This window comes from Bacteroidota bacterium (assembly GCA_019637975.1).
Classification (GTDB): Bacteria; Bacteroidota; Ignavibacteria; order UBA10030; family UBA6906; genus CAADGV01.
Map to the genome: position 1 here is coordinate 1 of JAHBUR010000016.1, position 25,213 is coordinate 25,213.

A 25,213-nucleotide genomic window follows, 5' to 3' on the forward strand; every position below is an offset into this window, starting at 1 on the left:
CCTCTCAACTGTGCACGATAGCTCAGGTCGAGATCCTCCGTCAGTGTATCGGCCTGCCAGTTGCCCGCATCTTCGATGGCGGATTTGCGCCACACGCCTGCGGTGCCGTTGAAGTTGATGAAGTAGCCGACTTTGTTGCGGACGGATTGTTCGATCACGAAATGCCCGTCGAGCGCCATGGCCTGCGTTCGTGTGAGCAGCGAGTAGTCGAAGTTCAGATGTTCCCAGCGTGTCTGTACCATCCCGATAGCCGGGTCGGTATTGAAGTGTGGGATGGTCTTGAGCAGAAAATCCATTCTCGGCACAAAATCGGCGTCGAAGATGGCAATGAACTCTCCTCGAGCCGATGCCAGTCCTTTCTTCAATGCTCCTGCCTTGAAACCCTCTCTGTTCGTGCGGCGCACATGTCGGATATCGAAGCCAAGCTTGTGATACTTCTCGACATGCGCGGCAACCACATCAACCGTTTCATCCGTCGAATCATCAAGCACCTGAATCTCCAGCTTCTCCTTCGGATAGATCATCGCGCAGGATGCCTCAATCAACCGGCCGACAACGTAGCGTTCGTTGTACACGGGCAACTGCACGGTGACAACAGGATACTCATCCAGGGATTGTACGGCGGGACGTTTCTGATCCTTGAATTTCAAATAGTAATAGATCATGATGAAGCCGTGCAATCCGAAGATGAACAGGATTGACAACGAAGTGATGTAGGCAATCAGTACAAATTCAGCCATGATGACTTCTTTTTACACCTCTGATGTGGATACAATGATGGTTTACCAGCCGGATACTGTTTCAAGCAAAATATCTTCCGAGATCTTCTTCATTGCTTCTTCCAGCCCAAGCTGGCGTTGGGCAAATCCGCCCCCCGAATCGTAGTCGCCGTAATTCGAGAATGTCTTCTCGAACACCTTCTTCCGCATCTTCATATCCTGGAAAATCACCTTCACCGACATGTTGATGCGCCGTTTGTTTACTTGTTCGCTTCCTTGGGCTCCGGCCCCGACTGAAAGAATCTCATCACGAACGGGAAGAATCACGGTTTCAAGAATTGAATCAGACGCGCCGCGATCTGCCACTTCAAGACTGTTGTCACTGATGAACAAATCCGTGAGCGTCGTTGTAAATTTCTCGCGCAAGCCAGCCTCGCCGAAACCCGATTGATCGTCAGCGAGAGGGATGGCAATCGTCTTCAAATGACTCGGCACAGATGCGCCTGTAAATGAGTAGCAACCCGCCAACGCGAGCATCCCAACGAGACTGACGAGTGTGATATCGGCGGTTCTGAGGTTCATTCGAGATTGTATTCCTTGATTTTCCGATACAGCGTCCGCTCGCTGATGTTCAGCGCACGAGCCGCGGCACGACGGTTTCCTTTCGACCTGTGCAGCGCCTCAACGATCATTTTGTGTTCCATTTCGGCAAGCGAAAGTGTCACATCAGATTGTATAGCCATCGGGTCGGTGACTTGCTGTGCAACGTTTGCCATTGCCGCTGAATGCTCTTGCAATGCATTCTTGAGTTCCAGAACATCCGCCTTGATCTCCAGCAACGCCCGGAGAATCAATTCCCGTTCGGCCTGTTCAACGCTTCTGCCGGTTACGGCAGGAAGGTTCCGTCCTTCGGCTTTGGGCGAATGATATTCTTTGAGATACCTGCGTACGTCGTCGGGTTGAAGGATTTTCCCGCCCTCCAACACCAGCATGCTTTCCGTTACGTTGCGCAGTTCGCGTACGTTGCCCGGCCAATGATACTGCATCAATTCCCGCATCGCCTCGTCGGAAATGCCGCCGAACTTCACATTGTTCTTGGCGGAAAGTTCTTCGACAAATGCTTTGAACAACACTGGCACATCTTCCCTGCGATCGCGCAGGGGTGGGATGGCAATGTTCACCGAGCGGAGCCGATAGTACAAATCCGAGCGGAAGCGGTTGTTGCGGACTTCTCCCTCAAGATTCTTGTTCGTTGCGGCAATCACCCGCACGTTGACCCGCCGTGAAATGGACGAGCCTACACGAAGAAATTCCCCGTTTTCAAGAATACGCAAGAATTTCACCTGCGCTGAAAGCGGCATCTCGCCGATCTCATCCAGAAAAATCGTTCCGTTATCTGCCAGTTCGAAGTAGCCTTTACGTTCGCCGGCAGCCCCGGTAAACGAGCCGCGTTCATGCCCGAACAACTCGCTTTCGATAATTCCTTCGGGAATCGCCCCGCTGTTTACGGTCACCAGCGGCTTTTTGCTTCTCGTGCTGGCGCCGTGAATCGCTTTTGCAATCACTTCCTTCCCGACGCCGCTTTCTCCCGTAATCATCACGGTGATGTCGGTAGGGGCAACCTGCTGCACTACCTCAACAATTTTCTTCATGGCAACAGATTCGCCGAGAATGCCGTGTTCTTCCTGAAAACTCGAGGGTGATATCTGTAGTGCCGAACTTTCCATTACCGGATAACAATGATGTAGTTCATGTTGAATTCGCGACGGATTGCGTCACCCGTTGCCCGGGCATCGGCGTCCGTGCTGTACGAGCCGACATACACAACGAACAGCTCCCGTCCTCCGCTGCTTTTCTGTGCAACTTCCGCCGGGTAATTGTGATATGTGAAGAATGATTTCTGCTTGTCCGCGTTTTCGTACGTTGAGAACGCGCCGACCTGCAGCGTGAATCTACCCGGCGAGGCGGGGGGCTGCGTGACAGGGGGCTTCACCTCTTCGCTTCTCGGGGTCGACTCCGGTTGTGATATTTCGATGCTCGGAGTTGTGGGCGGTTCGGAGACTGTAGCGGAGGCTTGCGCGGTTGCTGTTTTCTGTTCGGAGATTACCGGCGCGGCAGGAGACAAACCCGCAACGTATTTCGAGTCGGGGTAATCCCGCTTCAACTGTTCGAGCTTCAGGTCTGCCGTCCGAAACAGCCCGATTGCATAGTAGAACTTGTACACTCTGTGCAGCGCATCGTCGGCCCATTCACTCGTCGGATGATTGTCGACGATATTCTGATACAAACGAACCGCCTCTGCTCCGTCCGTTGTCATCAATGCCTGCAGGTACAACACGCCGGGATTCTTCGGATGTTGATTCAGAAGAGACGGAAGCTCGTTGCGGACAAGATCGGCTTGTCCGTTTTCGATCAGGGCGATATAGGTTTCGATGTTCGGCGATTGCGCAAACGACGCAACGCCGGTCAATGCCACCAATGTCAAGATCACGATACTCAGCTTCATTGTGTCACCATCTCCGTCATGAATCCCGTCTTCAAATCAGAATGAGAACCCGCCCGTTTCCCGAACAGCGTTGCCGGGTTGCAGCGTTCGATCAAAATATCAACGTACTCGCCCGACGCTTCGCCGTTTTTCGAGAAGATGACGGTTCTGTTGGTGTCCGTTCGTCCCGTCCACTCTTCATCCGATTTCTTGCTCGGGCCTTCGACGAGAACCTGCTCGACTTTTCCGATCAGTTTCTGATTCAATTCCTGTGAGATTTTCTGCTGAAGCTGGGAGATTTCAAATACTCGCTGTCCCTTTACATCTTCGGGGATGTCATCCACCAGCTCCCACGCTTTCGTATTCTCGCGTGGAGAGTATTTGAATGTATACGCTCCGTCGTACCGGACTTCACGCATCAACTCAACCGTCATCCGGTGTTCTTCTTCAGTTTCAGACGGGAACCCGCTAATGATGTCGGTGGTGAGACTTGCATCCGGCATCGCCGTTCTAATCTTCTCAACAAGTCCGAGATAATGTTCAATGGTGTAGGTACGGTTCATCAACTCCAAAATCCTGTTCGAGGCAGACTGAACCGGCAGATGAATGTACTTGCAGATATTGCTGTTTGCCGCAATCGTCCCGATCAGCTTGTCGCTCATATCCTGCGGGTGGGATGTCGTGAAGCGAATCCGCATGGTCCGGTCGACTTCAGCAACACTTCGCATCAGGTCGGCAAAATCGTATTCGCCGTCGCTGTACGAATTGACATTCTGCCCCAACAACGTCACCTCTTTGAAGCCGCGTTCGGCAAGGTTTCGTACCTCTTCCACAACGCTTGCCAGCGATCGGCTCCGTTCGCGGCCGCGTGTGAACGGAACAACGCAAAACGAGCAGAACTTGTCGCAGCCCCGCATGACGGAAAGCCACGCGCTGATACCGTCCGTGCGGAGGGGGACGATATCTTCGTAATTCTCGACCCGCGACAGCCGTGTGGCAATTCCTTTTTCTCCCACGAAGGCGTTTTCGATCAGTTCGGGAAGCTTCCGGTACTCGTCCGGCCCGACAACGAGATCAACCAACTTTTCTTCTTCCACCAACTTGAAGCGCAGCCTTTCGGCCATACAGCCGAGGATCCCGATAAGCGTGCCCGGCCGCTGCTTTTTATACGTTCCGAACAGCCCGATCCGGCCGTAAATGCGCTGCTCGGCATTGTCGCGGATGGCGCACGTATTTACCAAAATCACGTCCGCAGCGGACATATCGTTGGTGAAGCCGTAGCCCTGCCGTGCGAGAATGCCGCCGACAACCTCGCTGTCTGCCATGTTCATCTGGCAGCCATACGTTTCAATATAGACGCGCTTCATTGAGTATGACAAAACTGAATGGGCTTGGGGGTGAAAAAAATCTATCCAAAGCATGACAGATATACAATCAGGGTGGGTTAAATGAGAGTTAAATGATTTTAATTGCTAAGGATTTTGTGCGAAGTGGAACAGGAAATGCCAATTCGTCACGCCTTCGGGTGGAAGGGGTGTGTGACAAAAAGTGAGAGGGAGGGAGAGGCGATTCCTATCGTCCGATGGAGTCGGTTTTCCGATTCGGAAAACGCCCCTACGGTTGAAAGCTTCAGGTTTTAAGCTGGAGTAGAACGGATCGCCGATCCGTTCTACAGAAGCTCGCGGTCACGGCGGCCGTGTCCAATCGGTGGCTGTGATGATTGTTGGGGTGTTGCTGTCACGTCAAGTACTTTGTATCTTGGAAACGAAAACTGCTCTCTCACATAATCTCTTCACGCATTCATCGCGAAGGAGGCCACCATGAGATATCACCTTGCATTTCTGTTGCTGGTCACTCTGGCGGTTGGGAGTTCTGCCCAACAATTTGAATGGGCAAATGTCCACCCCCTCGTCCTTACGTCAAATTACAACACGGTGCGGAACGTCCTCACTCTTGACACCGCGGACAATCCTGTCTCCGGGCGGCTTGTGCGAACGGTATCGGGCAACTTCGGCGAATCTGTGATTGAGAAACTCAATACGTCCGGAACCACGATCTTTTCGGACACCCTCTTTGGCAAAGTCTTTCTGCAACACCTTACATCCGACAACAACAATAACCTGATTGTCGCCGGCCTGTTCCGGGACACGATTCGCGTCGATACCGCCATGCGAACACTTCCTTCGTCGAACCTGGTTCATAGCTTCATTATGAAACTCGATCCTGATGGAAGATTGGTATGGTTGAGAGACATGACGCAGACAAATCCGATCGTCAAGGAGATTTTTTCTTTGAAGTCCGACAGGGATAACAACATCTGGGCGGCGACTTCACCGGGTTTCCCTACTTCGTATGTGATGAAGCTGGATGGAAATGGAAATGAAGTCGCCTCGTTCCAGCAGATCAATGCCCGTATCATATCAAGCCTGGCAATTGATGCTGAGGGTAATGTTTGGGCTGCCGGTTCCACGTTCGATGGCAGCCACTCGTTCAATGGATTGCAAGTCACGGCTCCCTACCCGTACAACATCTATGTCGTACGGTATTCACCGAGCGGAGCGGCCCCTTTCGTGCGGTTCGTTCAGGATATCACACTCCCGTCTCCCCTTCTTGCTGCAACAGGTCGAGATGTGATCATGGGGGGGGAGACTTCTTGCGCCCACATCGTTCGGCGGGCTTCCGGCACACGGCCCGCGCTGGGTGTATGACTTGTATTCGACAAGGATCGATTCGAGCGGATCATTCGTCTGGCTCACTGAGGTCCCGTTTGAGGTTGGAGGTGACGCCGGTCCTGGTGAAGGGCCGTTCCTCGCAACGAGTCCCGATGGTTCAGTCATTGCCACTGGGTTCACTCGGGGAACTTTGAACTGGGGAAACGGGGTGGTCACGCAAGCGCAAAGCACAACGGACATTCTCGTGATCAACCATTCCTTTTCTGATGGGACAGTGCGGTGGGCGAAGACGGCCGGAGGCGTGTACTACAACAGGGGAGATGCCGTTGCCATTGATCGCCGCGGAGCGATCTACGTTGCCGGCATGGTGGGAGTGAATGCCCGCTTCGACTCACTTCAGTTCACCGGGGAAGAGATTAACACCTTCATTGCGAGAATCGGTCCCGGCGGAGCTACATCGGTTGGTGATGAGCCACAGCCGTACGAGTTTTCTTTGCATCAGAATTACCCGAATCCGTTCAACCCCACGACAACAATTACATTCAGCATTCCCGTCGGGATGGGGCAAGCCCCGTCAATACTGAAGGTTTATGATCTGCTCGGAAGGGAAGTGGCAACGTTGGTGAACGGGCAGCGGAATCCGGGAATGTACAAGGTCACTTGGAATGCGGAAGGCGCCGCCAGCGGTGTGTACATTTGCCGGTTAACTACAGGCGGCTTAACGGCAACACGGAAGCTTTTGCTGGTTCGCTGAAGAATATTGCGGGTTTGCGGCGTTCGTTCTTAAACTGGGTCGTCATGGCATCGATGTCCAATCGGCAGGCCGTGACGACTAAAGCGATGATGCTGTCACAGATCGCAAGCTGTGCATGTTTGCTGTGACTCAAGCCGTCAATTTTTCCTTAATGATCCTCAGGCACAGCACAATCTGTTTCTTTGCGATATCGCCCTGCTTAATGACAACGTTGAGTACTTTCTCCTTCCGTTCTGGGCTGCCGACTGAACTCGGATTGCAACAGGCATGGACATATTTTTCAAATATGAAATGGTATTGTCTTATCGTTGCATAGGTAGTTGAAAGCGAACCCAATAGGTCGGGATCATTTAGCCACTGGAGTTCTCCCCCATCAGAGAATGCATTCCATGATTCTAGCCGAACTGGAAAGAAGTTGTCAAGAACATCCTTGTGGAATTCGTTGATCGCATTTTGGTTCTCATTAAGTTCCGCGTCCAGCAAACTTAGGATCTTCTTGACACGCGCATTTGTTTCCCTTTTTCGCTCGCTCTCGCTTCTCAAGCGAGCCATCCGATCAAGCCATAGTGCAATGGGGAACCCCAAAGCAACGCCAAATATAGTGGAAAGGAGATTGGATAGAAAATCTGCACAGAATGCTTGATCGAACACATCTACCTCGTTTGTGCTAGCTAACTTTCGGGGGCGTCGTTTTGATGAGCTGGGCGGCCGCCTCATGGACTCAAATTGTATTTTTCTCTCACGGCGCGCAGGGTCCACGTTTGCCCCGACAGTCCGAGAAAAACTGCCCCTTCACTCTACCAAATCCCACCTCCAAAGTCAAGACGGAACTGCACATCACCGCCTCCCCTTTAGTTTCACCGAAAATACAATTACATTGGCTGCACAAAATCCCCCACAACCATGCAAATGTTTTTCGTTGCCGGCATCGGCATCGCCGTATTCATCGAAATCCTCCTGATCAGCAAGAAGAACAAATCCGGATCGGACAAGATTCTGACCTTCTGGATGTTCCTGATTCTCGTCCATCTGTTCGTGTTCTATATGTTCTTCACACGAGAGGTGCACAACTTCCCCTTTCTTTTGGGTATTGAACACCCGCTTCCGCTTCTTCATGGCGTATTCTTGTATTTCTACGTCGCCTCATTGACGAAACAGTTGCCCGAAAAGAAGTCGCTATTAGTCCTGCATTTCCTGCCGGCAGCACTGATGTACGCATATCTCGCAACATTCTTTGTTCTTCCCTCTGAACAGAAAATCGAAGTGTACAAGAATCGCGGCGCAGGGTACGAGATGTTCAATATGCTGAAATCGTATGCCTATTCGCTGTCGGGAATAGTCTATGTAATCTGGTCGGCGATACTCCTTAAGAGGCACCAACGCAACATCCGTGACCAATTTTCCGCTCTCGAAAAAATCAATCTGCAATGGCTGCAACTCCTGACGTTCGGGCTGGGGGGTATCTGGTTTCTTGTGATCTTCTTCGGAACGGATGTTCTGATTTTCTCGGGTGTTGTTGTCTTTATCTTCTTGATAGGCTTCTTTGGAATCCGGCAAGCGGATATCTTTGCCCGAACCGCTGCACCGATCGAGGAGAAGGAGCCGAAGGAGAAATATCAGAAGTCGGGATTGACGGAAGATGTCTCCGAAGAGTTGCATAAGGAACTGAAACGGCTGATGGCAGACGGGGCATTGTACAAAAACAGCGAACTGTCGATCAGTGACCTCGCATCCACACTCGGCGTGCACCCGAACTATCTCTCTCAAGTCATAAATCAGAAAGAGAAGAAGAACTTCTACGATTTTGTGAATACGTACCGGATTGAAGAATTCAAGCGGCTGATCGGACTGCAAAAAAACCGGCAGTTCACCCTTCTTTCATTGGCCCACGAGTGCGGATTCAGCTCAAAAACGGCGTTCAACCGAAGTTTTAAGAAAGCCACCGGTTTGACCCCCTCCCAACACGTCTCTGCTCAAAACCAACCTGAAACCTGAAGTAACAACAGACCCCATTCTTACTTCGTTCTGAGCCCCACCTTGCAGGATGGCACCCGAATACACGTGCCGCCTTCCAAGGCGAACCGACTTCCCCCCCGAGCAGGCGTATCTTTACACCAGATGTACCAATCAACCATTCATCAATCATAAATCTGGTGTAATTATGAAAACACTACTCTTTGCGTTGGTTACGGCAGTACTTGCCGCGGCCACATTCACCTCCTGCGAAACTGTCGAGTGGAGCGAACCCGGCGCTTTGGTTCCTCTCACGGTGGACCAGGACCCCACGCTGCCCTCTATTTCCGTGAACGGCACACAGCTTCATGCCGAAACATACGGCAATCCGAACGACCAGATGATCATCGTTCTGCACGGAGGTCCCGGATCGGACTACCGGAGCCTGCTCAACTGCAGCAGGTTTGCGGCGGACGGTTACTTTGTCGTGTTCTACGATCAACGCGGCTCGGGGCTGTCGAAGCGGCACGGCAAGGAAGTCTACACAAAGCAGGTATTTGTTGACGATCTTCGGGCTGTTATCAACCACTACAAGCAGCCGGGGCAGAAGGTAATTCTGATGGGGCTTTCCTGGGGGGCAATGCTGGCAACCGCGTACGTCAACGAACATCCTGCGGAAATAAGCGGAGTTGTTATGATGGAACCGGGAGGTTTCATCTGGCGTGATGCCGAGGCGTATATCAAACGATGCAGATCGCTTGAACTGTTCGGCGAGACGAGCAACGATTATCTCTTCATCGATCAAATCGTGACCGGACATGATCACAACGTGCTTGATTACAAGGCGGCCGTACAAGCTGCCGCTGATTTTGCAAAAGGCAACAAGGTGGGAAATCAGGGCCCGTCGCCGTTCTGGAGGATCGGGGCAGTATGCGCGTCGGCGTCGTTCGAATATGTGCATGCGCATCCGTTCGACTACACGACGAATCTGCAGCACTACACAACGCGGGTTCTGTTCATGTACAGCGAGCTGAACACAGCATACGGCAGAGCATATGCGGAGCATGTCTCCTCGGCATATCCGAATGTGCAGCTTGCCGAAGTGATGGGTACGGGGCACGAAATTCCGTACTTCGGCTGGGCGGGATTCTATCCCGTTGCCAAAGCGTACCTTGACTCAATCAGATAATCATACTCTAAAGGAATATCACCATGAAAAAACTTGTTGCAGTAACAATCGTCATGCTCAGCGTTGTTCATTCCGGCTCGTCGCAGACCATCAACTGGAGATCGTTGGGCGAGGATCAACGCAACGTCATCCAATTGAATGTTGGATTTGACTACGGCGTGACAGCTCAAGCCGTCTACGGCCGGGCGTTCACGTTCATCAGGCCGGTTATGGTAGGAGTGGATTTTTCGTTGCCGATGGGAGAGAATCTTGTCGACGACTTCAAAGCAAAACTCGGGGTGCAGATTGAAGTTGTTGAGATGGGAGGATTCTCTGCTACACTGCGAATTTTTTCGATCTTCAGGCGATACGAGAATGAGTTGGTGAGAATCGTCAGTTTCGGGTCGGATTTGGGACTTGTGGCGGGATATTACAGTCCGACATGGCACGTCGCCGGCGAATTCGGATTCGACAAATCCATCGTGTCGCATCTGAAACACTCCGACGTCATGCGAAGCTACTATCCGCGGATACGGGACGGCTGGTACATTCCGTCGGGAGGGCATTTCTATTACGGCATACAGGCGGGCAAGACACTCGGGCAGAATCTCGACCTGACGCTGCGTGTTGGCGCAACCAATGCGCAACACAGCGACGAAGAGGCCGCCGTGCCCTACTATCTTCAACTCGGATTGGGAATGAGGTTCTGACCGGAACGATCAGATGAGAAAGGTGATAGAGAAGTTGTTCTGGATAGCACTCGTGGTCATCAGCGTGTCTCTGTGGCTTGCGGCGATATGGCTGATGTTCCACGAGTGAGGGGGAAGGGGGGTGTCGCTTGTGTACTGTCACTGCCCGCTGATTATCTGCATTTGCTGTGACAGCCGCGAAAACAGATTTACATTAACTCGATCCCTTTGCCGCCTCTGCCTTTTTCCCAAAGATCATCGCAACGCCCCAGAAGATCACTCCAGCACCTGCAACGATCAAGGCAATCCTCGCGGGAATTGCAGCTATAGTCTCACCCCCTAAGACGCCCAAAGTGCTTGCAAGAATCCAATATCCAAACAGAGCGAAAGCAAAGAACTTCAGAGGCGGGGTCTGTTGCGCCCGGAATCGCCGCAAACCAAAATAGAATGGAACTGCAGCAATTGTAAATAGGACCGCAGATGGGATGGCACGTGATCCGTAATACACGACCCGATTAGATTCCGAAGAACTTGCGTAGGAGGATGGGCTGTGAGTACGTTCAGGAGGCATTGTCTCGTGAGCGGCAATCGATTGCTCGCCAGCATCACCATACGTCTTCAAGAAAGCTTTGCGCCATACATCAGGCTCAACTTTAGGGGCCGTACTTTGCGGGTTAGCTTCAAAAATCTTCCGAGTGGTTTCAAGAATCTCTTCGTCGGTAGAAGAGCTATGTTCCGGATGCATTGATCTAAATCGCTTTAACTTGCTCATAGCATACAAGGACTTCTCTCCAGTTTGCGCTGGCATTTCAACTTCAAACCCCGGAAGTAATTTAACACTACCGAGAACCTTGTTGGTATTATTCCACCACCATTTATGGGCATCATATGAATCGACCGCAGAATTCTCGCCGACGATTCCTCCAGAAAAGAAGGAAGAGAACAAAACGAATCCGTCGCGCGAGAAAACTATCTCATGTCGTGCAATTCTAGAGGAGAAGGCTTTAGAGTTACCAATTTGATCTTTCACTAAAAAAAGGAGAGTAATCACATTACCATCCATTGAAGCCACTGTCGCGTCTTTTCTATTTATTTCCTTTAGCACTCTGAAGAACTCGACAGCATCGTCATGGGTGAAGGCATGGCCCGAGAATGCCTCCACAAACAGAAGTGAATGCTCAGACTCCGAGACTGGAAATCTGTAGCTTAGAACCCCAACTGACCAAATTGTTGAGGTGATACCGGGAAGTTTAATCGGCCTCCACCCAGAAGGGATAGTAGATTGCCTATACCCGCCCCCCTTGATTTCATACCCCAATGGAAGCGTGAAAGACAAGTGACCTTCTTCAAAACGAACTTCGCGAGATAACTGAGCAACTGAATTCTGGCAGAATAAAAGGGTCATTAGTGTGAGCACAAAGAATGTAGATTTCATGGAATTAATGCTTTCTGAAAATGCGATGAATGAGTGCATTGATGTTTAGACCGATTCCGAAAAAATTTGGCTTCAGTTCGATCAATTGATTGATTCCTAAACGTGAATTCTCAGTTTGCATCTTCTTGCCGATGAAATTCTCAAGTCTTGTAGCGAGGTTTTTCAAATCGAGCATTCCTGCGGCCATGTCTCGTGACTCGCAATACAATTTTTCGACTTTTCTAAAATCCGAGTTTTCATAATCCATCAAGTGTTGTGGATATTCACGATGCCACATTTGTCCCAGTTCTTGATTGATTCCCCTCGCCGTATCTCCGATGGACCTAAGCCGAGCAACATGATGACTTTGAATTTCCTGGGTAAGTTCTGAAACGACCTCCTGTATTTCGTTGGCTGCGCGATCATAAATACTCATACAATGCACTATCAGATCCTTAAATCCAGCATACACATTGTCCCAGTAACCGCTTTGCTGTAATTCGTCACGTACGCCTTTCAATGTTTTGCAGGTTTCACGAAGAGAGTGAATCCACTGCTTCAGATCGCCAGACATTTCACTAAGTGTTTGGGAAGAGTAATCGGTATCCCCTGCCATCAATGACCTTACCATATTGATTCCTCTGAGTAAGCATTTGCGAAACCTAACGGACTGCGGTATGGTATGAATATGCAGGATCCCGCCGCACTTGAACTCCCCCAACTCTACCAAATCCCACCAAAAAAGTCAATGCTGGAGGCCACGTCGGCATGCCCGAAAAAGCTACTCTCCCCCAACTTTCTTATCTTTAGACAACGGTTTTTCATCTCCAATTCATAGCTGAAAGAAATACGTCCATGATGCCCTCGGAATTAATGAACAGCATACATCTCAAAGCAAAATCCCTCAAGAAATCCATCGTTCTGCCCGATGCAACGGATGAACGCGCCATTCAGGCGGCGCGGATTCTTCTCGATAAGGGGCTCGTTGCCCCCATTCTCATCGGTGATGCGGGCGCTATCGAAGAGCAGGCGAAGAAGGCGAATACGCAGCTCGGCGGCATTCGCGTGATTGATCCGAAAAAGTCGGAAAAGCTGAGCGACTTCTCCCACATCTTCTTCAATATCCGCAAGGAGAAGGGAATCACGTTTGAAGAAGCGCAGAAGGCAATGACCAACCCGCTCTACTTCGGCGCCATGATGGTGCGTGAAGGCATGGCCGATGGCAGCGTTGCCGGTTCGCTTTCCACCACGGGCGACGTGTTGCGTGCCGCCATTCAGGTGATCGGGCTGGCGGATGGAATCACGATCGTCTCCAGCTTTTTCCTGATGGTATTTCCGCATCAGGTGTTCTCGTTTGCCGATTGCGCCGTTGTGCCCGACCCGACCCCCGAGCAACTTGCTGACATCGCTGCCTCGACTGCCGATAATCACAAGAAACTCACCGGCGAGGAGCCGCGTGTTGCCATGCTTTCGTTCTCCACAAAAGGGAGTGCGAGCCACCCGCTCGTCGAGAAAGTACAGCAGGCAACGGCGATTCTCAAGAAGAAGCGCGCCGATTTAGTGGTTGATGGAGAGTTGCAACTCGATACGGCAATTGTTCCGAAGGTGGCACAAAGCAAAGCGCCCGGCTCGCCCATCGGCGGGCGCGCAAATGTGCTGGTCTTCCCGGACCTGAATGCTGGGAACATCGGCTACAAGTTGGCGCAGCGGTTAGGCGGAGCGGAGGCAATCGGCCCGGTGGTGCAGGGATTGCGCAAGCCCGCATTCGATCTCTCCCGCGGCTGCAGCGTTGACGACATTGTGAATGTCGCGGCGATCAACGCGGTGGTGGGGACTGTCTGAAATTGATTTAACTTGGAGATTGTCACTGCGGTTTTTACTTTGTAGCGTCGATTTATCACTTACCGGAGGGGAGATATGAAGGGAATTCAGTTATTGCTCGTGTTGCTGATTGTTCTTTCGCAATTTCATTGCACCGACAAAGCCGTCACATCGAAAGATCCTGAACAGATTCTGCATGATTGTTCCGACCCGCCCGTGGTACGTACCGGTGAAGCGACCTACTACACGTGGGCAAACGGCGGGGGCAACTGCATGTTCGACCCGACGCCGAACGATCTGATGGTTGCGGCGATGAATGCCGCGGACTATGCAGGTTCGGCGGTATGCGGCTCGAGCGTTACGATTACGGGCCCGAGCGGACAAGTCACGGTGCGCATCGTTGACCAGTGCGGCGATTGTCCGCCAGGAAACATTGATCTGAGTCCGGCGGCATTTTCGCGTATCGCCGACATTTCACTCGGGCGTGTGCCGATTACGTGGCGGTACGTCCCGACAGCGGTGTTGGGAAACATCATCTACCATTTCAAAGATGGCAGCAACCAATGGTGGACTGCGGTACAAATCCGCAACCACCGCTATCCGATTGCGCGGGTTGAGTACAAGACGCAGGGGGGGACATTCAAATCTGTAAACCGGACTGACTACAACTATTTCGTCGAGTCAAGCGGAATGGGACCCGGGCCCTTTACATTTCGCGTAACCGATATTTACGGTCACGTGTTGGTGGATAGCGCGATTGTTCATCGCGAGAATCAGGATGTGCCGGGGAGCGGACAGTTTCCACCGTGTAATTAGAACGGGAATCGCTCAGCGAAGCAAGTTGTAATGAAAACTGATGAATGAATTGAGGAGGGGATTATGAAATCGCGTATTTGTGTGGTTCTTTTCTTATTTGTGATTGTTGGCTGCTCCGATTTGACCGACGCCGTGAAGCCTCAAGCGGTTGGTGAGCATGTTGTGAAGCAAGAGAGCTTCGGCGAGCTGGAAGATTCCTTGGCTCTGATTGATGCGTTGGGAATACGATGCGACACGCCCTTGCGCACCGGCTATGCCACATACTATATCGAGGCAAACGGGGGAGGCAATTGTCTCTTCGACCCGACGCCGAACGATTTGCTGGTCGGCGCGATGAATTCCATTGACTACGCCAACTCCGATATTTGCGGCGCGACGGTGATGGTGTGGGGCCCGAAGGGCAGTGTTGTTGTCCGCATCGTTGACCAATGCAGCGGTTGCTCGGAAGGCTCCATAGACTTGAGTCCGTTGGCGTTTTCCCGCATTGCCGATCTTCCGTTGGGGATTGTGCCCATCAAATGGAAACTCATTGCTGCGCGGGTGCAAGGAAACATCAGCTACCGGTTCAAGGACGGCAGCAATCAATGGTGGACTGCGGTGCAGATACGGAATCACCGCTATCCGATTGCGCGGCTGGAATACCTCTCCGGCGGAAATTGGATAAACGTGCAGCGTCTCAGCTACAACTATTTTGTCGAATCAAGCGGAATGGGCCCCGGCCCGTACACATTTCGTGTGACCGATCTGTTCGGCCATGTCCTGGTGGACAATGGAATCGCGCATATCGAGAACGGAAGCGCGCCGGGAGCGCGGCAATTTCCGTTGTGTACTGTTGTGAAGGAGTTCTGAGAAATACAATTCTTGCGAAAAACAATCACGCGAAAATCCGGATACCCTATGCGATCAGAAAACTTCTGGGTTCTGCTTTGTGCTTGCACAGCAGCCATTCTGCTTACTTCATGCGCCTCACAATCGGTGTACATGCAAAATCTTACCTCCGACGGCACGATGGTAAAGCCGCCGCTCTTCATGACGGATAATCCGCAAGAGGGAGATGTACGCGTTGTTCCGAAAGTGGCAGTTGCCGCACGGCAGACTCTCGTCGGAAGGGCGCACGAACACTCCAACGTGAACGACAGCGGCGTGTTTCAGGTGGATACGGTAACGCAAAACGGCACAACGCAATACTTCGAGAGGGCGGGCGTGAACAAGAATTCTTTTCAGGGAAGGAGTTTCCGCTGGGAGCCGCCGAGGGTAACGGCATCGGTGGATTTCGAGTACTTCGTGACGAAGACATTCTCCGTTGTTGCGGGGGCGAACTATTCGTCAGGGTCTACGCGAAGTTTTCTCGGCGCGGCCGGCGGAGTCGGGTTTTCGTTCGAGAGCCGAAACCTCGGACTGCGTATCGATCTCGGCGCGCATTGGAGTTCGGTTGCGTACACCGTTGACTACGTCGTTGCAACGAAGCTGTTTGGAGAATCGGATCAGCGGGTTGAGTTCTTCCGCGAGTCGGGGAAATCATCCTACCTGAATTCGTACGGCGCATTCACGCTCAACACAAAATACAAGTCGTCGCCTGTTCAGGGCTTTCTGCAACTCGGTATTAACCGGCAGACATTGGTTGAGATCGAGCGGCGGACATCGTTCGTCGGCAGCTCCGTGGTGTTGCAGTCTGCATCGTTCTTCATTGTAACACCGGGGGTATTCTTTCATGTTGCCCGCGGGACAAGAGTTGTTGCAGGGATACACTTGGCCGATGAGACGGAGTTGCTTGAAGCCGATCCCGGAGTGTTGCTCTCGCCGTTTCTGCAGATAGAAATCGGGCTTTGATGTATAGAAAGCGGCAGTTCTTTGCTTTCCGTGCAGATGTTTATCCGAATTCCCCGAAAAAGCTTGACAGAATACGGGAAAAAATCGTATGTTCAATGCGTACGAAACAGATCATGAACAAAACCACTCGACATAGAGTCGCCATACTTCTGCTGCTCGTGTATGTGCCGGTTCTCCTCACTATGGACCTGTGGCACAACCACGTGATTGTGCTTCCCGGCGTAACGGCAGAAGTTGCCGCTTCAACGGTGGCGAAGGGTGTGACTCTCTCACATGACGGTTTTTGCGCGTCGTGTCTCTTTGCGACGGGGCATTTGTTTGAGAATGTCTCGCCGGTGCTGGCACTCAGTTGTCAGTTCAGCGTCGTACTCTCTTCCCAACAGCCGCCACTTTCTCCTTCAAACAGGCTCGAATCCGCACGGGCTCCTCCATCCTGTCTCCATTCCTAATCTCACGTTTGTAAAAGCAAATCCTTTTTGTTTTGCAGACGGCATGTCGTAGCGTGCCGATCTGCATTGCAAGCTGTTTTTAACCAACTTGAATGTGATGGCGATTTCAATGCAGAGTTTCCATTGGAAATATGCGGCGTTGTTTCTTGCTGCGGCTGTAGTCCAGGCTGCAACGGGGGAACTGCGTGCGCAGCACAATGTTCAGATCGACGGCCGTGTTGTGGATGCCGTGACACGCCTGTCCTTGCCTGGTGCGTCTGTTATCCTACTGGAACTGATGCAGGGCCAGAGCACAAAAAACGACGGAACGTTCTCATTGGAAGTGCCGCCGGGAACCTACCATCTGCTTACCCGGTATGTCGGCTATGCGGATGACACGCTGGCGGTTTCGCTTGCAACCAATACTTCCTTGACGATTCGTCTGATGCCTGTTGACGTCAGGCTGTCCGAAGTTCAGTCAACGGCGGAAAGGGACAAAGAGTATTTGCAAAGGTCAAGCCGGGCAATCGCCGTTCTTACCAAAAAGGAGTTGGACAAACATCGGGGCCAGACGCTGGGAAAAACGTTAGAGAATATTCCCGGTGTCACTCTGTTGCAAACCGGGCCATCCATTGCAAAACCGGTTGTGCGCGGCCTGCATAGCCAGCGCGTCTTGGTTTTGAACGCGGGCATTCCGCAGGAAGGCCAGCAATGGGGAGGCGAACATGCGCCCGAGATTGATCCGTTTTCGCCATCGCGCATCGAGGTTTTGAAAGGGGCCGCTGGCGTGGAATACGGTGCTGGTGCAATAGGCGGCGTCATTCGCGTGGAACCGAGAACCTTCCGCGAGCTTCCCGGTATGCACGGGGAGGTTTCCCTCAATGCGTTTTCGAACAACCTGCAAGGCTCCGGTGCCGTTTTTCTGGAAGGCGCACACGAAGCCCTTCCCGGGTTTGCATGGCGTGTGCAAGGCAGCCTCCGGAAGGCCGGTGATACCCGGACGAGTGCCTACGTTATGAACAATTCGGGATTTTCCGAGGTGGATGCTTCGGGAGGAATACGATACGCGACAGGCCGCTGGAGTAGCGAAGTATACTACAGTCATTTCGGAACAATACTTGGCATTTTTCGCGGCTCGCATATAGGCAATATCACTGACCTGATGCAAGCCATTACCGACGGCCGACCGCAAGTTGTGACACCGTTCAGCTATGCTATCAACCGGCCGAAGCAGGAAATCCGGCACGATCTCTTCTCGCTTCGTTCGTCATTGATGTTTCCGGGAGTTGGTGAATTGACGACGCAATTCGGATACCAGCAGAACAACCGGCTGGAGTATGATGCACATCGGGCATATAATGACTCCCTGGCGGCTTTGAATGCGCCGTCGTTCGACCTGACGCTGACCACGTATACTGCTGATGTGAAGTTCAAACATGTTCCAGTCAACGGATTGTTCGGTAGCATCGGCGTCAGCGGAATGCGGCAAGGCAATGTCAGGGCAGGCAGCGTGTTTCTCGTTCCGAATTTCAGGGCATACTCGGCAGGCGTGTACGCACTCGAAAGCTGGGCGCGTGACCGGCTGACACTCACTGCGGGCGTGCGCTACGACTTCCGGCAGGTGGAAGTCTATCCCTTTAACTTCAGGGGATTGCAGCAGCGAATGCACACCTACGGAGGGTTGTCGGTCGCGTTCAGTGCATTGTATCTTCTTTCTGATTCGTGGTCCGTCGGGTCAAGCATCGGGTCGGCATGGCGTCCGCCAAGTATCAATGAGATGTACAGCAACGATATCCATCACGGCACGGCACAGTTTGAGATTGGCGACCTGAATCTCGATACCGAGCGGAGCCTCAGTCTGGATGTTACAGTGAAACACGCCGGCGAACGAACGAACGCCGAATTCAGCCTGTACAGCAATGTCATGAACCGTTTCATCTTCCTGTTTCCCGATCCGCAACCGACATTGACGATCCGCGGCGCGTTTCCGACGTTCCGGTATATGCAGGCGGACGCCGTTCTGAGCGGGTTTGAAGGGTCATTCGAAATCCGTGCAAGCGAGCTGCTGAAGTTGGGCATTACCGGCTCACTTGTTCGCGGCGACAACCGGAGTACCCGTGAGCCGCTGATAGGTATGCCGGCGGATCGTGTGAGGCTGTTGACGCACTTTGACATCGGTGATTTTTCGACCTTCAGCAATACGTACGTGGAAATTGTGTCCAATTTTGTCCGCAAGCAGGACCGGGTTCCCGCGAATGCTGACTACGCCGCCTCGCCGGCGGGATACGCTTTGCTGGATTTCGGAATGGGGGGAGAGTTGAGTTTTGGAACACAGGCGATTGCGATCGATCTTACAGTACAGAATCTGCTCAACAGATCGTATCGCGATTATCTCAGCAGGTTCCGGTATTTCACTGATGACCCCGGTGTCAACGCCGTTCTTCGGGTGAGAATTCCCATTGGCGAATCGGCGGAGTGAGGTTTGAGTTCAAAAATTGAAACTATTCTATAACAATCAATATATACGAGGATGTACGATGAAGAATCTACGGGCAATACACGTTCTTGCGGCATTTCTTTTGTCAGCCGCGGTTCTGGTTACAGGATGCAAGAAAGATGATCCCGTTTCACCGCCTGAGGAGCAGAATCCGCAGGAACTTATCACCACGCTGATCTTGTCACTCACGGACACGGCAGGTGTAGCCCCTGGCGCGGAAGCTATCTTTAGAGATCTTGACGGCCCCGGCGGGAATGCGCCCACCATCGATACAATGAAAGTGCAGTCAGGCGTTGTCTATCAGGCCACGATACTTCTTCTCGACCAGACCAAAACCCCGGCGGATACGATCTCTCATGAAGTAGAGGAGGAAGGACTTTCACATCGCTTCTGGTTTACGGTCGGAGGTGGAGCCGCCGGGAGAATCACGGTGACGTATCTGGACGAGGATGAAGGAAACCCACCGCTTCCTATCGGCCTTGAGACACAGATTGCCGTCTCTGCAGGCGGAACAACAACCGGAACATATCAGGTTGTGTTGAAACATTATGAACCCGCATCTCTCAAACGGTCCGATACGAACGGCACGCTCGGCGAGACGGATATTGACGTGACGTTTCCTGTACAGATTCAGTAAGCCTGGATGTGGAAAGGGGGATGCGAAAGCATCCCTCTTTTTGTTATAGACGCAGCTTTATCCCGCCATTCATCACAAATCCATCCACGGGGGCAAAGAGATCGTTGAATATCGGATTCGTGATTGTGCCCGTGTAAATGCTGCCGAACCTCGTTTGCCTCGTGTCAAGAAAATTCTCGAAGTTGATGTAGAGGGAGAATTTCTCCCATGTTTTCTCCGCCATCAGTCCGCATATCCAATACGACTGACCTTTCGTTCCGTCCGGCAATAGTTGTGTGTCGAAGTAGTATGCCTCGGCTCCCAGACGCCACTCATCGTGAACATACATCAGAACGGTATTCACGCGATGCTTCGGCGTAAGAGGCATGGGCGAGAGCATCCCCGAAAAATGCCGTTTCGTATCGGTAAGTGTATAGCCCAGATACAGCTTGAGATCGTCAATCGTCAGTTTGATGTTTGTTTCGATTCCGCGGGTATCGATATGTCCGTCGGCATTCGTGAACATCATTGCTCCTGCTACCGACGGTGTCAGGACGAGTGGCTTGTCCAGCTGTGTATAGAAAACCATCTGGTTGATGTTCAGAGAAACAACATCCAAGATTGTCGTCCGGTAATTGATATCAACGTTGCCGCCCAACGAACGCTCGGCGGATTGTGCCCCTATCGGGAGTATCCCGCGGAACTGCAGTGCCTCTGCATCTTCCGTGAAGATCGTCGGCAGCTTGTACCCCAAGCCGCCGCCGATGCGGGAGGTCAGGTTCGGGGCAAGCTTCATGAGTATGGAAATGCGCGGGAGGGCAAATGATCCGTACTCGCTGGCGTAGTCCAGCCTCATCCCTCCCTCGACCGCCAGAAGATCGCTTGCGTCCCATGTGCTTTGAAGAAATCTGCCAATGATTGTCTGTGAAAAATCTTTGGGAATAACTGCATCCTGTTTGCTCTCTTCGAACCTCTCGGTTGTAAGACTCAGACCTGCAATCCACTCAATATCTCCATTCCCATAGAATAGCGTCACCTCGGTAAATGTGGAGAGTTGATTCCCTTCGAACCTGTATTGCGGAACTTCCAGTAACCGGTTGAAGGAGCTGACACTGTTTCTGAGCGTGAGGCGACCGTTCTCCTGAAACGAGTGTTCGAAGGACAATTGTGTTGAGATGCGCGTTGATTTGTTCCGCTCGAAATAGCTGTGAGTACTGTCCCCGCCGTTCTTGATGTAGTGCATATCGCCGCCGAGACGGTTCTCGAACATCGCATTGATTCCACCAATCAGCATCGACTGTTCGCCGAGTCTGGAAAACAGCCGGGGGTTGACCGTAAACCGCTCGAACTTCGGAATGGCGGTCAGATCGATGTCGGCCGGATCGTACGGCGCGTTGCTGTTGTGGGCGGCAAAAACCGTAAGCCCGAGTTCGTCAAACCGGTTGCTGTAGAAGGCGTTGATGTCGAGTCCGCCCGCAGTCGTTCCATTGATGTGGAAATTCAGATCTTCTTCTTCAGTCGGACTTTTCGAAATAAGGTTGATGAGGCCCGCGATTGCTCCTCCGCCGTACAGCGTCGATGCGCTTCCCTTGATGACTTCCACCTGGTGCAAGTCAAGAGGCGGAATCTGCATGATACTCAATCCGCCTGCGAAGCCCGTGTACAGCGGAAACCCGTCTTTCAATATCTGCGTGTATCGCCCGTCGAGCCCTTGGATACGGATACCGGCATTTGCCGTTGTTGCCGAAGTTTGCTGGATGTGAATACCCGTGCTTTCACTCAACAACATGCGGATATCTCCAGGCTTCATATTCGATTTTTCCTCCAACTCTTCCGTAGTAATTGCCTCGATGCGTGTCGGCTCGTCTGCAATTGTACGGCTGGTGCGCGTGGTCGTAACGACCACCTCTCCCAGTTCGCTTTCCGTGGGTGAGAGATAAACAATCACAGGCTCATTTGAAGGCAACGGAAAGTCGAATGGACGTTCAACCCGCTTATAGCCGATAAGGCTGAAAACAATGTGAATTGTTCCGTTCCTGATATTCGTGATTTCAACATATCCGGCACTGTCGCTGCTCGCGCCGGAAGCGGTCTTTTCAAGAACAACAGTAGCGCCCCATAAAGGCTCACCGGATTTGGCGTCCTTGATATACGACTTAAATGTATTCTGACTTGCAGCGCCGGATGTGCATAGCGTGGCAAGCAGGAAAAGCAAAATCGTTCTCATGACATATCCTGTTATAATGATAGGTCGGAGTTTGCTGGTTGCAGCAAGAATCCTTGATCAAGAAAGATAAATCAGGAGAACGGCTTGGGGGGGTGCCAAATGTTCCGGCAGATGAGGGAAAAATCCGGTTCGGCGAAATCCGGGCACATCTCAGAAGGCGGTGTGGTTGGAGGCAGGGTAGACGTGAATTGAGCGGTAAAGCCGGAGACGGGGCACGTTGAACATCCGAAAAACGGAGAGCAGGGCTCCTTACACACATCGTTCTTCTGTTCGCATGTCTCAGTCTCGCTTTCATCCGCAACAGAGTTGTCAAATGCGCAGCAAGGGACGATTGAAACGGCGAAGACGTGCAGCGTGAGTATGATTGCGATGATTCTCATGCCTCAAGATACAAAGAGACGGTATGAGATGAAACAGATGGAATTCTTTCCTACCATCATTCACAGAAAATCGCGTCATTACTGTAGCTTCCGTTCGGGAGCCCCGTCTATACCGACTTATCTCAATAGGAGAATGTGATGTACGCTCCGCGTGTGCGGTTTGTTCTGTTGTGCTTCTTCATGTTCTCGGGAGTTTATGCGGCTGGAAATGACATGAATGCCCGGCAGCCCCCGATGGCGGAAATCAAGCCTCATACGTTGGAGAAGCACGGCAGCATCCGCACAGACAACTACTACTGGTTGCGCGAACGCGACAACCCGCAGGTACTCGAATATCTCAACGCAGAAAACCGCTACACGGATGCTGTCATGGCTCCGGCGAAACAACTTGAGCAAAAGCTGTTTGAGGAAATGAAGGGACGCATCAAACAAACAGACCTTTCCGTGCCGTACAAACTGGACGATTACTTCTACTACACGAAATACGAGAGCGGCAAAGAATATCCCATCTACTGCCGTAAACAGGGCTCACTTGATGCACGGGAAGAAGTGATGCTCGACGGAAACGAGATGGCGAGAGGCCACGGCTTTTTCACCATCGGAAGCACGGCAGTAAGCTCTGAGCAGGATGTTCTTGCTTTCACGCTGGACACAGTTGGACGCCGCTTCTATACAATACGTTTCAGGAATCTCAGAACCGGTGAATTGCTACCGGACGAGATACGCTCATCTACCGCAAATATCGCATGGGCAAATGACAACAAGACACTCTTTTATACGAAGCAGGATCCGGCAACCCTGCGTGCGCACAGAGTATACCGGCATAGGTTGGGCACGGACGCATCGCAGGATACGCTTGTGTATGAGGAGGAGGACAGTACGTTCAGTTGCAGCGTCTTCCGGACGAAATCCAAACAATACATAATGATTGCTTCACGGCAGACTCTGAGCACGGAGTATCGTTACTGTGATGCCAACACCCCCGACGGCCAGTTCAGAATCATTATGTCGAGAATGGACAACCACGAATACTCCGTTGAACATTTCGAGAGCAACTTCTACATCAGGACAAACTATAAGGCAAAGAATTTCCGTCTGATGCGAACACCGGTTCTGGACACACGCATGCTTTCCTGGAGAGATGTGATTATTCACAGGCGGGGTACGCTGCTGGAAGGGTTTGCGATCTTCAAGGACTTTCTGGTTGTCATAGAGCGCAAGAACGGTTTGCGCCAGATACGCGTTCTTCCGTGGAGCGGCGGCGAGCACTACATCCAGTTCGACGAAACCGTTTATGCCGTGAGTGTCGGCATCAATCCTGATTTTGAGACGCATCTGCTTCGGTACAATTACCAGTCGTTGGTCACCCCCAACTCTGTTGTTGAGTATGACATGGCGAGGCGGACGAGGACGGTGTTGAAGCAGGATGAAGTGTTGGGGGGGTACAATCCCGACAGGTACCAAACGGAACGGGTGTTTGCAAAAGCGCCAGATGGACTGCTTGTTCCGATCTCGCTTGTCTATAGAAAGGGGATGAGAAGAAACGCGGACAACCCGTTGTTGCTGTACGGCTACGGATCGTACGGCATAAGCACAGAAGCAACGTTCGCATCCAACCGGTTGAGTCTGCTCGACCGCGGGTTCATCTATGCCATCGCGCATGTTCGCGGGGGGCAGGAACTTGGGCGAGAGTGGTATGAAGACGGAAAGATGCTGAAGAAAAAGAACACCTTCACCGACTTCATTGCGTGTGCCGAGTTTCTCATTCAGGAACGCTATACAACTCCCCGGAAACTCTTCGCACAGGGAGGAAGTGCAGGCGGCCTGTTGATGGGAGCAGTGATGAATATGGCTCCCAACTTCTTCAAGGGCATTGTTGCAACAGTTCCCTTCGTTGACGTTGTCACAACGATGCTTGACGAGACAATTCCGCTGACAACATCGGAATACGACGAATGGGGGAATCCGAACGAGAAAGAATACTACGACTACATGCTTTCTTACTCTCCCTACGACAACGTTGAACCAAAGAACTATCCCAACCTGTTGGTGATGACGGGATTGCATGATTCGCAGGTACAATACTGGGAGCCGGCCAAATGGGTGGCAAAACTGCGGGCGCTGAAAACCGACGACAATCTGCTCCTCCTCAAAACCAACATGGAAGCAGGGCACGGCGGCTCCTCCGGCAGGTTTCGCAGGTTGCGCGAAACTGCGCTGCAATACGCGTTCATGTTGCACATCCTGGAGAAGACGAAATAGCATGAACCGACCTCGACAACACAATCCGGCCGGTTTCACACCGCTGTCATTGTTCACAAGAATCCTTCTTGTTGTGGCGGGAACGATCTCGCTCGGAGTCGGCATCGTGGGGGCGTTTCTTCCCGTGCTGCCGACAACGCCGTTTGTGCTGCTTGCCGCACTCTGCTACGTTCGCAGTTCGCAACGCCTGTACGAGCGACTGATGCAAAGCCGGTTCGCAAGCAAGCATGTCCGTAATGTGCTGGCGGGGAACGGCATTCCGCTTTCTGTCAAGATCATCTCGCTTTCCATCTCCGCAGTCATGATCGGCTATGTGAGCATCTTCGTGACGGAAAGTTTCGTCGTGAGGATGTTGCTCGGCATGTTGTATCTCGTGCAACTCGGGTTTATGGTGAAGATGAAGACCCTGAAACATCATCATGATGAAGGCCGGATTTCTGAACATCGATTGCTTGACGAGGCATGAGTCGACTTCCGACAAG

At 52.0% G+C, this 25,213-nt stretch carries 23 protein-coding genes; 14 read left to right on the forward strand and 9 right to left on the reverse strand.

The features are described 5' to 3' along the window. The 5 genes from KF749_10320 to miaB form a co-directional block, all read right to left on the reverse strand. On the reverse strand, positions 1–740 hold a 740-nt coding region (locus KF749_10320), incomplete at its 3' end, for a glycosyltransferase (protein ID MBX2991545.1). Between the two features lie 42 nt (positions 741–782). Next, complete coding sequence (locus KF749_10325) at positions 783–1,301, reverse strand: hypothetical protein (GenBank protein ID MBX2991546.1); 519 nt, start codon at positions 1,299–1,301, stop codon at positions 783–785. Next, a complete protein-coding gene (locus KF749_10330; GenBank protein ID MBX2991547.1) occupies positions 1,298–2,446 on the reverse strand; it encodes a sigma-54-dependent Fis family transcriptional regulator in 1,149 nt (382 codons plus the stop codon). The genes KF749_10325 and KF749_10330 overlap by 4 nt, the downstream gene beginning before the upstream one ends. Beyond that, positions 2,446–3,225 (reverse strand): SPOR domain-containing protein, encoded by a 780-nt coding sequence (locus tag KF749_10335; GenBank protein MBX2991548.1) that lies wholly within the window; start codon positions 3,223–3,225, stop codon positions 2,446–2,448. Before KF749_10335 ends, KF749_10330 begins: the two co-directional genes overlap by 1 nt. Continuing rightward, positions 3,222–4,571 (reverse strand): tRNA (N6-isopentenyl adenosine(37)-C2)-methylthiotransferase MiaB, encoded by a 1,350-nt coding sequence (miaB, locus tag KF749_10340; protein MBX2991549.1) that lies wholly within the window; start codon positions 4,569–4,571, stop codon positions 3,222–3,224. The genes KF749_10335 and miaB overlap by 4 nt, the downstream gene beginning before the upstream one ends. Before the next feature lie 453 nt (positions 4,572–5,024). Here miaB and KF749_10345 point away from each other — a divergent pair, with 453 nt between their 5' ends. After that, entirely contained in the window at positions 5,025–5,912 is an 888-nt protein-coding gene (locus tag KF749_10345) for a hypothetical protein (protein ID MBX2991550.1), read from the forward strand. Positions 5,913–6,084: 172 nt separating this feature from the next. Continuing rightward, entirely contained in the window at positions 6,085–6,630 is a 546-nt protein-coding gene (locus KF749_10350; GenBank protein MBX2991551.1) for a T9SS type A sorting domain-containing protein, read from the forward strand. Between the two features lie 129 nt (positions 6,631–6,759). Here the strand turns inward: KF749_10350 and KF749_10355 are convergent, their stop codons facing one another. Continuing rightward, positions 6,760–7,281, reverse strand: coding sequence for a hypothetical protein (locus KF749_10355; GenBank protein ID MBX2991552.1), 522 nt, complete (start codon positions 7,279–7,281; stop codon positions 6,760–6,762). A gap of 252 nt (positions 7,282–7,533) precedes the next feature. Here KF749_10355 and KF749_10360 point away from each other — a divergent pair, with 252 nt between their 5' ends. From KF749_10360 to KF749_10370, 3 genes are all read left to right on the forward strand, one after another. Beyond that, positions 7,534–8,625 (forward strand): helix-turn-helix transcriptional regulator, encoded by a 1,092-nt coding sequence (locus KF749_10360; GenBank protein ID MBX2991553.1) that lies wholly within the window; start codon positions 7,534–7,536, stop codon positions 8,623–8,625. Positions 8,626–8,791: 166 nt separating this feature from the next. Further along, positions 8,792–9,772 (forward strand): alpha/beta hydrolase, encoded by a 981-nt coding sequence (locus KF749_10365; GenBank protein ID MBX2991554.1) that lies wholly within the window; start codon positions 8,792–8,794, stop codon positions 9,770–9,772. Positions 9,773–9,795: 23 nt separating this feature from the next. Then, positions 9,796–10,461 carry a hypothetical protein gene (locus tag KF749_10370; GenBank protein ID MBX2991555.1) on the forward strand — a complete coding sequence of 222 codons (666 nt, stop codon included), beginning with the start codon at positions 9,796–9,798 and terminating at the stop codon, positions 10,459–10,461. A 193-nt stretch (positions 10,462–10,654) separates the two neighbouring features. Here the strand turns inward: KF749_10370 and KF749_10375 are convergent, their stop codons facing one another. Then, complete coding sequence (locus KF749_10375) at positions 10,655–11,875, reverse strand: hypothetical protein (GenBank protein ID MBX2991556.1); 1,221 nt, start codon at positions 11,873–11,875, stop codon at positions 10,655–10,657. A 4-nt stretch (positions 11,876–11,879) separates the two neighbouring features. After that, on the reverse strand, positions 11,880–12,485 hold the full coding sequence (locus KF749_10380; GenBank protein MBX2991557.1) for a hypothetical protein: 606 nt from the start codon (positions 12,483–12,485) through the stop codon (positions 11,880–11,882). Positions 12,486–12,712: 227 nt separating this feature from the next. On the opposite strand from KF749_10380, the gene pta reads away from it, so the two are divergent. The 7 genes from pta to KF749_10415 all read left to right on the forward strand — a co-directional run bounded on the left by pta (position 12,713) and on the right by KF749_10415 (position 19,883). Beyond that, positions 12,713–13,696, forward strand: a complete 984-nt coding sequence (gene pta / locus KF749_10385; GenBank protein ID MBX2991558.1) for a phosphate acetyltransferase — start codon at positions 12,713–12,715, stop codon at positions 13,694–13,696. A 75-nt stretch (positions 13,697–13,771) separates the two neighbouring features. Then, a complete protein-coding gene (locus KF749_10390) occupies positions 13,772–14,491 on the forward strand; it encodes a hypothetical protein (protein MBX2991559.1) in 720 nt (239 codons plus the stop codon). A 63-nt stretch (positions 14,492–14,554) separates the two neighbouring features. Next, entirely contained in the window at positions 14,555–15,340 is a 786-nt protein-coding gene (locus KF749_10395) for a hypothetical protein (protein MBX2991560.1), read from the forward strand. Positions 15,341–15,388: 48 nt separating this feature from the next. Further along, positions 15,389–16,321 (forward strand): hypothetical protein, encoded by a 933-nt coding sequence (locus KF749_10400; GenBank protein ID MBX2991561.1) that lies wholly within the window; start codon positions 15,389–15,391, stop codon positions 16,319–16,321. A 113-nt stretch (positions 16,322–16,434) separates the two neighbouring features. Next, positions 16,435–16,770: a hypothetical protein gene (locus tag KF749_10405; protein ID MBX2991562.1), complete on the forward strand. Its 336-nt coding sequence runs from the start codon at positions 16,435–16,437 to the stop codon at positions 16,768–16,770. A 109-nt stretch (positions 16,771–16,879) separates the two neighbouring features. Next, complete coding sequence (locus tag KF749_10410) at positions 16,880–19,228, forward strand: TonB-dependent receptor (protein ID MBX2991563.1); 2,349 nt, start codon at positions 16,880–16,882, stop codon at positions 19,226–19,228. A gap of 58 nt (positions 19,229–19,286) precedes the next feature. Continuing rightward, positions 19,287–19,883, forward strand: a complete 597-nt coding sequence (locus KF749_10415) for a hypothetical protein (protein MBX2991564.1) — start codon at positions 19,287–19,289, stop codon at positions 19,881–19,883. 43 nt (positions 19,884–19,926) lie between these two features. On the opposite strand, the gene KF749_10420 is transcribed toward KF749_10415, so the two are convergent. Then, complete coding sequence (locus KF749_10420; protein ID MBX2991565.1) at positions 19,927–22,089, reverse strand: TonB-dependent receptor; 2,163 nt, start codon at positions 22,087–22,089, stop codon at positions 19,927–19,929. A 518-nt stretch (positions 22,090–22,607) separates the two neighbouring features. Here KF749_10420 and KF749_10425 point away from each other — a divergent pair. Both KF749_10425 and KF749_10430 read left to right on the forward strand, forming a co-directional pair. Then, positions 22,608–24,731: a S9 family peptidase gene (locus KF749_10425; protein MBX2991566.1), complete on the forward strand. Its 2,124-nt coding sequence runs from the start codon at positions 22,608–22,610 to the stop codon at positions 24,729–24,731. Between the two features lies 1 nt (position 24,732). After that, positions 24,733–25,197: a YbaN family protein gene (locus tag KF749_10430; GenBank protein ID MBX2991567.1), complete on the forward strand. Its 465-nt coding sequence runs from the start codon at positions 24,733–24,735 to the stop codon at positions 25,195–25,197. The last annotated feature ends 16 nt before the right edge of the window (positions 25,198–25,213 follow it).

Coding starts and splice junctions, on each gene's coding strand:
- KF749_10415 (MBX2991564.1), top strand. CDS start 19,287: ATGAAGAATCTACGGGCAATACACGTTCTTGCGGCATTTCTTTTGTCA.
- KF749_10345 (MBX2991550.1), top strand. CDS start 5,025: ATGAGATATCACCTTGCATTTCTGTTGCTGGTCACTCTGGCGGTTGGG.
- KF749_10430 (MBX2991567.1), top strand. CDS start 24,733: ATGAACCGACCTCGACAACACAATCCGGCCGGTTTCACACCGCTGTCA.
- KF749_10370 (MBX2991555.1), top strand. CDS start 9,796: ATGAAAAAACTTGTTGCAGTAACAATCGTCATGCTCAGCGTTGTTCAT.
- pta (MBX2991558.1), top strand. CDS start 12,713: ATGCCCTCGGAATTAATGAACAGCATACATCTCAAAGCAAAATCCCTC.
- KF749_10410 (MBX2991563.1), top strand. CDS start 16,880: ATGCAGAGTTTCCATTGGAAATATGCGGCGTTGTTTCTTGCTGCGGCT.
- KF749_10395 (MBX2991560.1), top strand. CDS start 14,555: ATGAAATCGCGTATTTGTGTGGTTCTTTTCTTATTTGTGATTGTTGGC.
- KF749_10380 (MBX2991557.1), bottom strand. CDS start 12,485: ATGGTAAGGTCATTGATGGCAGGGGATACCGATTACTCTTCCCAAACA.
- KF749_10405 (MBX2991562.1), top strand. CDS start 16,435: ATGAACAAAACCACTCGACATAGAGTCGCCATACTTCTGCTGCTCGTG.
- KF749_10365 (MBX2991554.1), top strand. CDS start 8,792: ATGAAAACACTACTCTTTGCGTTGGTTACGGCAGTACTTGCCGCGGCC.
- KF749_10360 (MBX2991553.1), top strand. CDS start 7,534: ATGCAAATGTTTTTCGTTGCCGGCATCGGCATCGCCGTATTCATCGAA.
- KF749_10420 (MBX2991565.1), bottom strand. CDS start 22,089: ATGAGAACGATTTTGCTTTTCCTGCTTGCCACGCTATGCACATCCGGC.
- KF749_10390 (MBX2991559.1), top strand. CDS start 13,772: ATGAAGGGAATTCAGTTATTGCTCGTGTTGCTGATTGTTCTTTCGCAA.
- KF749_10425 (MBX2991566.1), top strand. CDS start 22,608: ATGTACGCTCCGCGTGTGCGGTTTGTTCTGTTGTGCTTCTTCATGTTC.
- KF749_10400 (MBX2991561.1), top strand. CDS start 15,389: ATGCGATCAGAAAACTTCTGGGTTCTGCTTTGTGCTTGCACAGCAGCC.
- miaB (MBX2991549.1), bottom strand. CDS start 4,571: ATGAAGCGCGTCTATATTGAAACGTATGGCTGCCAGATGAACATGGCA.
- KF749_10335 (MBX2991548.1), bottom strand. CDS start 3,225: ATGAAGCTGAGTATCGTGATCTTGACATTGGTGGCATTGACCGGCGTT.
- KF749_10330 (MBX2991547.1), bottom strand. CDS start 2,446: ATGGAAAGTTCGGCACTACAGATATCACCCTCGAGTTTTCAGGAAGAA.
- KF749_10375 (MBX2991556.1), bottom strand. CDS start 11,875: ATGAAATCTACATTCTTTGTGCTCACACTAATGACCCTTTTATTCTGC.
- KF749_10325 (MBX2991546.1), bottom strand. CDS start 1,301: ATGAACCTCAGAACCGCCGATATCACACTCGTCAGTCTCGTTGGGATG.